Below are 9,687 nucleotides of genomic sequence, written 5' to 3' on the forward strand. Positions count from 1 at the left end.
GGCCCGAGCAGCCGTCAAATCCCTGTCCGGTGGGGAAAAAGCCCGGTTGCTTCTGGCCAAGCTGATGGCGAAACCCTCGAACCTATTGGTGCTGGACGAACCGACCAACGATCTGGATGTCGAGACGCTGGACCTGCTGCAAGAGCTTTTGGACGATTACGACGGCACCGTTCTGCTGGTTAGCCATGACCGGGATTTTCTGGACCGCGTGGCGACAACCACCATCGCGATGGAGGGGAATGGACGGGCGACAGTCTATGCTGGCGGCTGGTCGGATTACATTGCGCAGCGCGGTAGCGTGATCGAAAAAAACGTAGAAAAAGCAAAAGCTTCAAAGCCAAAGATCAAGCAGGAAGAAAAGCCGAAATCCGGCTTGTCCTTCTCAGAGAAGCACCGGCTGGAGAAACTGCCTGCCGAGATCGCGCGCCTTGAGGCCGAGATTGCCAAGCTGGAAGAATTGATGTCCGACCCCGGGCTATTCACGCGCGAACCGGTGAAGTTCCAAAAAGCGACCGAGGCGCTGGTTGAGCGGCAGGAGAAACTCTCGGCCGCTGAAGAGGAATGGCTGACGCTCGAAGAGAAGGCTGAAAGCGCTTAGCGCGCCAGACGTTTTGCCGGATTACCTGCCACGGTTTCTCTGGCGGGGACGTCTTTGGTGATGACGCTGCCAGCGCCGATTGTGGCGTAGTCGCCTATGGTAATGCCGGGCAACAGGATCGCTCCGCCTCCAACCCAAACCTGCCTGCCGATGGTGACGGGCAGGCCGATTTCCAACCCTTGTGCCCGATCAGCCGGGTCCTTGGCATGATGGGCGCAGTAAATCTGAACATTAGGGCCAAACATCGTGTCGTCGCCGACCCGAACGAGGGCCGTGTCCAGAACCACGCATCCGGCATTGAAGAAAACCCGGCTGCCCAGGTGGATGTTCATTCCATATGCGCAGTGAAAAGGGGCTTCGAGAAAACAGTCCTCGCCGACATGGCCCAGCAGCGCGTGCAGTTCCGGGGCCATTGCGCCGCGTGTGTCGGGCGGACAGGTGTTGTGAGCGTGAACAGCCCGTCGTGCCCGCGCGCGCAGATCATCCAATTCAGGATCAAGACAGCAATACCACTGCCCGGACTGCATTTTCTGGCGCTCCGACATGGGGCTGTCTTACCGCATCCGCAGAGCGCCGTCGATGCGGATGACTTCGCCGTTCAGATAGCCCATTTCAACGATGAAACCGGCCAGCCGCCCGTATTCCTTGGGGTCACCCAGGCGGGCCGGGTTCGGGACGTCGGCGGCCAGTTGTTGCTGCACGTCTTCAGGAAGGCCCGCCAACATCGGGGTCATAAAGATACCCGGCGCAATGGTCATGACGCGAATCCCAGTCGAGGCCAGATCGCGGGCCATTGGCAGCGTCATGCCAACAACCCCGCCTTTCGATGCAGCATACGCCGCCTGTCCCTTTTGGCCATCGAATGCGGCAATAGATGCAGTGTTGATGATCACACCGCGCGCCCCGTCCGGTTCGGGTTCGTTCTTTGCCATCTCGGCAGCGGCCAGCCTTGAGACGTTGAATGTGCCGACAAGATTGATGTCGATCGTACGCTGGAACGCGTCCAGCGGGTGGGGCCCATCCTTGCCGACTGTCTTGATTCCATAAGCGATACCCGCGCAGTTCACAGTCGCGGTGATCTTGCCCATCTTGTCCATGCCGTGGCGCACGGCAGCTGCGACCGAGGTTTCGTCGGTTACATCCGTCAGCGCAAAATACCCGCCGATTTCGGAGGCGACTTGAGCGCCACGGTCCGCGTCACGGTCCAGAATAGTGACTTGCGCACCCTGCGCGGCAAAGTGACGGGCGGTGGCTTCGCCCAGACCGGATGCGCCGCCGGTGACAAGAGCGGCTGTGGTGGACAGGTGCATCGGAACTCCTCCCTGGGATATGAACATCTGTTCAATAACTGCATTGCAGGGTCGGTGTCCACATCTTTGAGCCTGAACGCCTAAAGGGGCGGGGCGGACTGACCGCCGGGCAAATACGCATCTTTAAGGCATCTTAATCCGCGCTTCACGAAAACGCGCTTGTTCGTGAACGAAGTAATCACAGCCATTGCGTGTTTTTTCGTCAGGAGGTTCTGATATGGTAAATGGTAAGAATAGATCACTGGGCGCGGTTCTGGCTGCACCTGTTTTTGGGATTGTGGTTGCCGGTAGCGCTGTTGCAGCGCCGGAAACCTGTAACTGGAAAACGGCTCGAAATCTTGCGAATGCAGGCGACTATGCCGGGCTTTGCGATTGTGTTCAGGTGACCCCGAGCTTTCTGGACAGACTTCAGAAGCGACCGGATTTTGAGACAACGCTGCGCATTACCGGGGCGCAATGCCCGGGGCTGGCCGCTTTGCTGACAGATGTGCCAACGGCAAGCTTGTCCGGTCTGGCAGAGAATCGGGGTGAAAGTCGCGGTTCAGAACCCGGCGGGGCGGGATTTGCGAACGCGGCTGGTCCAGACGGCCTCGGTGGTGGCGGAGAACCTGACAACGGCGGCCAAGAACCCGGTGGTGGCGGTGGACAGCCCGGCGGCGGTGACGGAGAGCCCGGCGGCGGTGACGGAGAGCCCGGCGGTGGTGGCGGAGAACCCGGCGGTGGCGGTGGAGAGCCCGGCGGTGGTGGCGGAGAACCCGGCGGTGGCGGTGGAGAGCCCGGCGGCGGTGGCGGGGAACCCGGTGGTGGCGACGGTGAACCCGGCGGTGGCAAAGGCAATAAAGGCGGCGGAAAGGGCCATAACGGCGGCGGCAAAGGTGGCGATAAGGGTAACAATGGCGGCGGCAACGGCGGCGAGGGCAGCAGTCCGGGTCGCGGAAACAACGCCAATGACGACGAGGGCGAAAGCGACCGGCCCAGTCGCGGAAAGGGACGTCAGTAGCCTTGCCCATTCCAAAATAGATACGGCCACCCAATCGGGTGGCCGTTTCCTGCTTTGCAATCAAAGGTGATAGGGGCGTCAGCCCAGTTGCACCAATGCGTGGCGTTTCTTGCCTGCACTCAGCTTGATCGGGGATGACAATGCGCCCGCGTCGATCATCAAACCTGCATCCGTCAGCGGAGCGTCGTCCAGTTTGGCCCCGTTTTCAGCAATCAGGCGCTTGGCCTCTTTGCCGGATTTGGCGAGGCCTGATTTGACAATGATCTGCACGATGGACATGCCGTCGCCCAGTTCATCCGTGCTGAGGGTCAGGGTGGGCAGATCGTCTCCAACGCCACCTTTTTCGAACACTTCACGGGCCGTGGCTTCGGCCGTTGCCGCAGCTTGCGCCCCGTGGAGAAGGGCTGTCACCTCATTGGCGAGGCGGATTTTGGCCTCATTGATCTCGGACCCGGCAAGCGCGCCAAGACGGTCACATTCATCCACCGGCAATTCGGTATAGAGCTTCAGGAACCGACCGACATCCGCATCGGTGGTGTTGCGCCAGAACTGCCAGAATTCATAGGGCGAGCGCATCTCGGCGTTCAGCCAGACCGCGCCATCCTGCGATTTGCCCATCTTCTTGCCGTCGCTGGTGGTCAACAAGGGAGAGGTCAGGCCGTAGATTTCGTGATCCAGCACCCGGCGGGTCAGGTCGATACCGTTGACAATGTTGCCCCACTGGTCGCTGCCGCCCATTTGCAGAACACAGCCATAGCGACGGTTCAGCTCCAGAAAGTCATAGGCTTGCAGGATCATGTAGTTGAACTCGAGAAACGACAGCGACTGTTCGCGATCCAGCCGGGATTTCACCGATTCAAAGCTGAGCATCCGGTTGACGGAAAAATGCCGCCCGATGTCGCGCAGGAAATCGAGGTAGTTCAGATCATCCAGCCATTCGGCATTGTTCAACATCAGTGCCTTGTTTTCGGCGTCAGTGTCGTAATCGATATAGGCCGCGAACACTTTCTTGATGCCCGCGATGTTTTCGTCGATCTGTTCGGGTCCCAGCAGGGGGCGTTCATCCGCGCGGAACGAGGGATCGCCCACCTTGGTGGTGCCGCCACCCATAAGGGTGATCGGCTGGTGGCCGGTCTTCTGGAACCAGCGCAACATCATGATCTGGATCAGGCTGCCCACATGCAACGACTTGGCCGTTGCATCAAAGCCGATATAGGCCGGCTTGCACCCACTGATCAGCGCGTCGTCAAGGCCCTGGTAATCGGTGCAGTCGGCGAGGAAGCCGCGCTCGATCATCGTGGCGATGAAATCCGATTTGGGGTGGTAGGTCATATCGTGCCCTCGGGGTTTGTGTTGCGCGGCACTGTATAGGCGGCGCTGCGGATGAGGAAAAGCCACCTTTTCACTCTAAAAGCGCATGCCGTGATATGCGCGCGCAACTAGGTGGCCGGGGTGTTGATCCTTAGGCGCGAAGTCGGAAAAAAACCGACGCCCCCAATCAGAAGGCTTGCCAAGGCGGCATAACAAAAGCACCTTGACCAAGCTGCAACCCAGAGGTGAAGTCCAGAACTCCGGGCACGGCGGAAACATTGCCAGATCAGGAGGCGGGCGTGGGCCAAACCATCAAGAAACACGGAATGGTTCGGGCATTGGGCGCGATGTCCGGTACGTCGCTGGACGGGGTGGACGCTGCGGTGGTGGAAACCGACGGGCATTCCATCGCTGGATTCGGGAAAAGCGGCTATCGCGCCTATACCGAAGCCGAGCGCGAAGTGCTGCGGGCGGCTTTGGGGCAATGGCACGGCCCGCAGGTCGATGCGGCGGCTGAAATGGTGACCTTTGCCCATGCCGAGGCGCTGTCCGAGTTCGAAGATGTGGATCTGATCGGCTTTCACGGCCAGACGCTGGCGCATGAACCGCGCGGGCGTGGCACATTGCAGGTGGGTGATGGTCTTGGTCTGGCGCAGGCGCTGGGGCGCCCGGTGGTCTGGGACTTTCGGAGCGACGACGTGGCGATGGGGGGCGAGGGCGCTCCGCTGGCGCCGTTTTTTCACTTTGCTTGCGCCAAGTGGTTTGGTGCGGACCGCCCGTTGTGCTTTCTGAACCTGGGCGGTGTTGGTAATCTGACCTATGTGGACCCAAGCTTTGATGGTCCCGAGGCGCTGGGGGCGTTGCTTGCCTTTGATACGGGGCCAGCGAACGCGCCGGTCGATGACCTGATGCAGGCCCGGCTGGGGCAGCCGATGGACCGGGATGGTGCGGTTGCGCGCAATGGCACCGTCGAAATGGGTGCGTTGGAGCTGTTTCTGGCTGAGCCTTTCTTTGCACGTATGCCGCCCAAGTCGCTAGACCGGAACGATTTCTCTGAGATGATCGACCTGGTGAAAGAACTGGGTGACGCTGACGCGGTGGCGACCCTGACCGGGATGTGCGCAGCGGGGGTGGTGCAGGGGATGGAACATTGTCCGCAACCGCCGTCTTGCGTGCTGGTTACAGGCGGTGGACGGCGCAATCCGGTTTTGATGGAGATGCTGCGCGTGTCCCTCGACTGCCCGGTCGAACCGGTCGAGGCCGTGGGGCTGGACGGTGATATGCTCGAGGCGCAGGCTTTTGCCTATCTGGCCGTGCGCGTGGCGCGGGGATTGCCAACCTCGTGCCCGGGAACAACCGGGGTGAAAGCGCTGGTGGGTGGCGGCATGGTCAGTACAGTGAACGCTCAACCGGTGGGTTGAGGTTGCATACAGGTAACGGCTAACGCGTTATCGACACACAGGCTTGCCACTGCGACGGGCTGTGTCGAAGTGAAAATGCCCTTTGTGATACCGGTCAGCATCAGGACCAAGAACAGTTCCAAACAGGCCACAGGCTCCGCTGTGCAACTCTCGTAACACGGTGCTTTGATCGGTGTCGCTCCATCCGTCCTGAACGGTGATCTGCGTTCCGTCCTGCAACACGAAGGTCGAGATATCGATGGCCCGACCTCGCGCATGTTCGGAAATGCGCGCATAGGGCTGGTTGTTCTGCGTCTTGCAGGCATAGTGGCCAACAACGCGCATCCCCTTGAGCCCACCACCCAGTTCGGCGAAGGCGGGTTTGGCTGTGTTTTCGATCCACGTTTTCAGCGTGACAGCTGTCTGACAGTCCATCAGCGAGAACTGGCTGAGGGCAATGTCCGAAATTCTGTAAATCCGGACCGGGTTGGCGATGCCGCAACCTTGCGCTTTTCCGGCCAAAGACGTGCGGGTTTCGCCCAAGATGGTCCAGTCACCACAGACCGCCCCGCGGTCACGCATACGCTGGCGACCCACTTCAAACTGGCGGAACTTGCAAGGGCGCAGCGCAGGGCGTTTCGAGATCAGCACCGCAGGTTCGACAGTCGCGGCAGGTTCTTTGTGTTCGGTTGCGACTTCCTCCTCCAGATCGGGCAGCGCCAATTCGGATGAAAGGGGGGATTCTGCACAGGCGATCTCGGCGTTTGCAAGACCGGTGTTTGCGAACAGAAGCAGATGGATCAGGAAGATGCGTTTCACAATCACTAGATGCTCCGTTGCCTGCGGTTGCGTTTACAGAATGATAAATGCGTAACTTTCTGTAAACTCACCTTTTCAGAGCATTCCAAGATCAGCTTATCCCCGAGGGATATCAAACCCAGGTTCTGCCAGTTGGAATCCATCGAACTGAAATCCGGGAGAAACTGTACAGCTGACCAGTGTGTAATCACCGGTGCTGCGCGCGGCCTGCCAATGGCCGGTGGGAACAATCAGTTGCGGTGCGCCCCGAGACAAATCGGGCGACAGCACATGGTCAACCGCCGGACCCTTGTCTGTTGCGCTCAAGGACAGAATCAGTGGCGCGCCCGCGTGGTAGAGCCAGATCTCGGTCGCGTCTACCCGGTGCCAGTGGCTGCTTTCCCCCGCCTGCAGCAGGAAGTAGATACAGGTGCCGGTCGGGCGGCCCTTGTTCTCGGCGCGCCAGGTTTCCGCGTACCAGCCGCCCTCGGGGTGAGGTTGCAGGTTCAGGCGGTCGATGATCTCTTGTGCGGTCATGTGGCCCTCGTGTGTTTGGCGCGATTATGCACGGCAAGGTGTGATCCGCTATGGTATTCGTGCGCACGGGGAATATGTTTGCCGCATGACACTGACCATTCCTTTCGATAACTCATATGCCCGCCTGCCGGACGCGTTTTTTGCGCGACAGAAACCTGCGCCTGTACGCGCGCCCAAGTTGATCGCGTTCAATGATGATCTGGCACGGCTGTTGCAGGTCCATCCGGGCGACGTGCAAGAGATGGCGGAAGCCTTTGCAGGTAATCACATCCCCGATGGTGCGGACCCCATCGCGCAGCTTTATTCCGGGCATCAGTTTGGCCAGTACAACCCGCAGCTTGGGGACGGGCGCGCGGTGCTGTTGGGTGAAACTGTCGGAACGGATGGCGTGCGGCGGGATGTTCAGCTGAAAGGCTCGGGCCCGACGCCGTTTTCGCGTCGCGGCGACGGCAGGGCTTGGCTGGGTCCGGTTCTGCGCGAATACGTGGTGTCCGAGGCGATGCACGCGCTGGGCATCCCCACAACACGCGCACTGGCGGCGGTAGAGACCGGTGAAACCGTGTTCCGGGAGGGCCCGATGCCCGGTGCGGTGCTCACCCGGGTTGCAACCAGCCATTTGCGGGTAGGCACCTTTCAGGTCTTTGCTGCGCGGGGGCAGTTGGACAATCTGCGGCGCCTGACGGACTATGCCATCGCGCGCCACTATCCCGCAGCCCAAGGTCCAATGGGCCTGTTGCGGGCCGTTCGGGATGCGCAGGCCCGCCTGATCGCGCAGTGGATGAGCGTGGGCTTTATCCATGGGGTCATGAACACCGACAATTGCTCGATCGCGGGTGAGACCATCGATTATGGCCCCTGTGCCTTCATGGACGTTTATCATCCCAATACGGTCTACAGCTCGATAGATCGGATGGGCCGTTATGCCTATTCCAACCAGCCAGATATTGCTGTCTGGAATCTGGCGCAGCTGGCAACCTCTTTGATCCAGCAGATGGACAACAAGGACGCCGCTGTTGAGGAGGCGACCGAGATCGTGCATGCCATGCCGGACCTGCTGCAACAGAACTGGTTGGTTCGGTTCCGGGCAAAGGTCGGACTGACGACCTCTGAAGAAGGCGATCAGGCGCTGATCACCGATCTGCTAAAACGCATGGCCAAGGGGCAGGCTGATTTCACCAACACCTTCCGTGCGCTGGGCAAAGATACCGCGCGCGACCAGTTTATCGACCCGCAGGCCTTTGACAGCTGGGCAGAGGGCTGGCGTGCGCGTTTGGCGCGTGAGGCGTCACCGCATGACGTGATGACCGCAGCGAACCCGGCCTATATTCCGCGCAATCACCGTGTCGAGCAGATGATCCAATCAGCGGTGGCGGGGGATTACCAGCCGTTCCATCGGCTGAACGCCGTCCTCGCGCGGCCTTACGACGATCAGGCAGATGCGGAGGATCTGAAACGGCCCCCGACCGATAACGAGGTCGTGCACGCCACGTTCTGTGGTACGTGACGGTCAAACATCTTTGGTAGTCGCTCGGTGCGGTATGGTTTCACCGGGAGGGGCGAATTGTTTTGTCCGGTTTAAATCGGTGTTGGATGCGCTGAAACTGCGGCACTTCCGTCCCGCCGCACCCGAATGAATTGAGGGGAAACCCATTTGTTTCCGGCCGCGTCACGTGCCGGGTTTTTAAGCGATATACCATGCAAAGGCGACTTCCCCGGTTGCCGTTGCTGCGAAGTGAAACTGAAGGGTTGCGTCCGGCGGCAGGCGTGTCACTTTGGGTCAAGCCCACTGGTCAGATCTATATGCAGTCATCTTCCACCCTTCGCATTGCCAGCTATAACATTCAGAAATGCCTCGGGCTGGATTTCCGGCGCCAGCCGCAGCGCATTTTGCAGGTCATCGAACATATGCAGGCCGATATCGTTGTGTTGCAGGAGGCCGACAAACGTCTGCCGCCGCGCCCGGCGGCCCTGCCGCATTTCATGCTGGATGAAGCGGGGTGGCAGATCGTCGATCTGGGCGGTGCCGGCAGTCTGGGCTGGCATGGCAACGCGGTGATCTGGCGTGGCGAGGGCCTTTCGGTCCGGCGGACCGGACATCACGAATTGCCCGGGCTTGAACCGCGCGGCGCGGTCCGTGTCGAATTTGATACCCATATCGGGCCGTTGCGGGTGATGGGAATGCATCTGGGCCTGTTACCTGCATCGCGACGTCAGCAGATCTCGCATATCAGGCGGTTTGATAAAGAGCTGGAGCAGATGCCGACAGTCTGGGCGGGGGATTTCAACGAATGGTCCCGACAGCCGGTTTTGGATCACCTTGCGCCGGAAATGCGTTTCCTGCCGCCCAAGCCAAGTTTTCCCGCCGCGCAGCCGCTGGGCGCGCTGGATCGGATCGCGCTGGGCGCGGGCGTCAGGGCCACTGCGCATGGTGTCCATGACGCGCGCCCTGCACATATCGCATCGGATCATTTGCCGGTCTGGGCTGATTTGGCGCGCGTGGCTTAACTTCAACGGAAAAGAAGAAAACCCTGTGGCGCAAAGTGCGCAGACATACTAAGACAGACACCCGAGCAATTCTGAGGGGCATCATGTCGGAAACGATTATTGGACGTTGTGAGGCCAAAGGTCTGCGCATGACCGGTCAAAGAAGGATCATCGCGCAGGTATTGGAACAAAGCGACGACCATCCGGATGTCGAAGAACTGTACGCGCGTGCTTCTGCCATCGACACAG

The 9,687-nt window shown here is 60.1% G+C and carries 11 protein-coding genes; 6 read left to right on the forward strand and 5 right to left on the reverse strand.

Annotated features, from left to right (window positions below):
• Positions 1–598, forward strand: a 598-nt coding sequence (locus AC2FND_RS18585) for an ATP-binding cassette domain-containing protein (protein WP_496771243.1), incomplete at its 5' end; no start/stop codon positions are given.
• On the opposite strand, the gene AC2FND_RS18590 is transcribed toward AC2FND_RS18585, so the two are convergent.
• A complete protein-coding gene (locus AC2FND_RS18590) occupies positions 595–1,143 on the reverse strand; it encodes a sugar O-acetyltransferase (protein ID WP_496771244.1) in 549 nt (182 codons plus the stop codon). The genes AC2FND_RS18585 and AC2FND_RS18590 overlap by 4 nt on opposite strands.
• A 9-nt stretch (positions 1,144–1,152) precedes the next feature.
• Positions 1,153–1,908: a 3-hydroxyacyl-CoA dehydrogenase gene (locus AC2FND_RS18595; RefSeq protein ID WP_496771245.1), complete on the reverse strand. Its 756-nt coding sequence runs from the start codon at positions 1,906–1,908 to the stop codon at positions 1,153–1,155.
• 217 nt (positions 1,909–2,125) lie between these two features.
• Here AC2FND_RS18595 and AC2FND_RS18600 point away from each other — a divergent pair, with 217 nt between their 5' ends.
• Positions 2,126–2,908: a hypothetical protein gene (locus tag AC2FND_RS18600; protein WP_496771246.1), complete on the forward strand. Its 783-nt coding sequence runs from the start codon at positions 2,126–2,128 to the stop codon at positions 2,906–2,908.
• A 78-nt stretch (positions 2,909–2,986) separates the two neighbouring features.
• Here the strand turns inward: AC2FND_RS18600 and tyrS are convergent, their stop codons facing one another.
• Positions 2,987–4,240, reverse strand: a complete 1,254-nt coding sequence (gene tyrS, locus AC2FND_RS18605; protein ID WP_496771247.1) for a tyrosine--tRNA ligase — start codon at positions 4,238–4,240, stop codon at positions 2,987–2,989.
• Between the two features lie 305 nt (positions 4,241–4,545).
• Between tyrS and AC2FND_RS18610 the strand changes: the two genes are divergently transcribed.
• Positions 4,546–5,640: an anhydro-N-acetylmuramic acid kinase gene (locus AC2FND_RS18610; RefSeq protein ID WP_496771250.1), complete on the forward strand. Its 1,095-nt coding sequence runs from the start codon at positions 4,546–4,548 to the stop codon at positions 5,638–5,640.
• A gap of 27 nt (positions 5,641–5,667) precedes the next feature.
• Here the strand turns inward: AC2FND_RS18610 and AC2FND_RS18615 are convergent, their stop codons facing one another.
• Both AC2FND_RS18615 and AC2FND_RS18620 read right to left on the reverse strand, forming a co-directional pair.
• The gene (locus AC2FND_RS18615; protein WP_496771248.1) at positions 5,668–6,444 is read right to left on the reverse strand and encodes an extensin-like domain-containing protein; all 777 of its coding nucleotides are present in this window, start codon (positions 6,442–6,444) and stop codon (positions 5,668–5,670) included.
• Between the two features lie 90 nt (positions 6,445–6,534).
• On the reverse strand, positions 6,535–6,954 hold the full coding sequence (locus AC2FND_RS18620; RefSeq protein ID WP_480485391.1) for a cupin domain-containing protein: 420 nt from the start codon (positions 6,952–6,954) through the stop codon (positions 6,535–6,537).
• 85 nt (positions 6,955–7,039) lie between these two features.
• On the opposite strand from AC2FND_RS18620, the gene AC2FND_RS18625 reads away from it, so the two are divergent.
• The 3 genes from AC2FND_RS18625 to AC2FND_RS18635 form a co-directional block, all read left to right on the forward strand.
• A complete protein-coding gene (locus AC2FND_RS18625; RefSeq protein ID WP_496771249.1) occupies positions 7,040–8,458 on the forward strand; it encodes a protein adenylyltransferase SelO in 1,419 nt (472 codons plus the stop codon).
• 296 nt (positions 8,459–8,754) lie between these two features.
• Positions 8,755–9,459 carry an endonuclease/exonuclease/phosphatase family protein gene (locus AC2FND_RS18630; RefSeq protein ID WP_480538249.1) on the forward strand — a complete coding sequence of 235 codons (705 nt, stop codon included), beginning with the start codon at positions 8,755–8,757 and terminating at the stop codon, positions 9,457–9,459.
• 83 nt (positions 9,460–9,542) lie between these two features.
• Positions 9,543–9,687 (forward strand): transcriptional repressor (locus tag AC2FND_RS18635; RefSeq protein ID WP_496771251.1); only part of this gene is annotated, 145 nt, incomplete at its 3' end.

This window comes from Ruegeria sp. BHSB056, from assembly GCF_059613305.1.

Bases quoted from the DNA above. Each gene is read 5' to 3' on its own strand.
- AC2FND_RS18625 (WP_496771249.1), top strand. From the start codon at position 7,040: ATGACACTGACCATTCCTTTCGATAACTCATATGCCCGCCTGCCGGAC.
- AC2FND_RS18590 (WP_496771244.1), bottom strand. From the start codon at position 1,143: ATGTCGGAGCGCCAGAAAATGCAGTCCGGGCAGTGGTATTGCTGTCTT.
- AC2FND_RS18630 (WP_480538249.1), top strand. From the start codon at position 8,755: ATGCAGTCATCTTCCACCCTTCGCATTGCCAGCTATAACATTCAGAAA.
- AC2FND_RS18600 (WP_496771246.1), top strand. From the start codon at position 2,126: ATGGTAAATGGTAAGAATAGATCACTGGGCGCGGTTCTGGCTGCACCT.
- AC2FND_RS18610 (WP_496771250.1), top strand. From the start codon at position 4,546: ATGGTTCGGGCATTGGGCGCGATGTCCGGTACGTCGCTGGACGGGGTG.
- AC2FND_RS18595 (WP_496771245.1), bottom strand. From the start codon at position 1,908: ATGCACCTGTCCACCACAGCCGCTCTTGTCACCGGCGGCGCATCCGGT.
- AC2FND_RS18620 (WP_480485391.1), bottom strand. From the start codon at position 6,954: ATGACCGCACAAGAGATCATCGACCGCCTGAACCTGCAACCTCACCCC.
- tyrS (WP_496771247.1), bottom strand. From the start codon at position 4,240: ATGACCTACCACCCCAAATCGGATTTCATCGCCACGATGATCGAGCGC.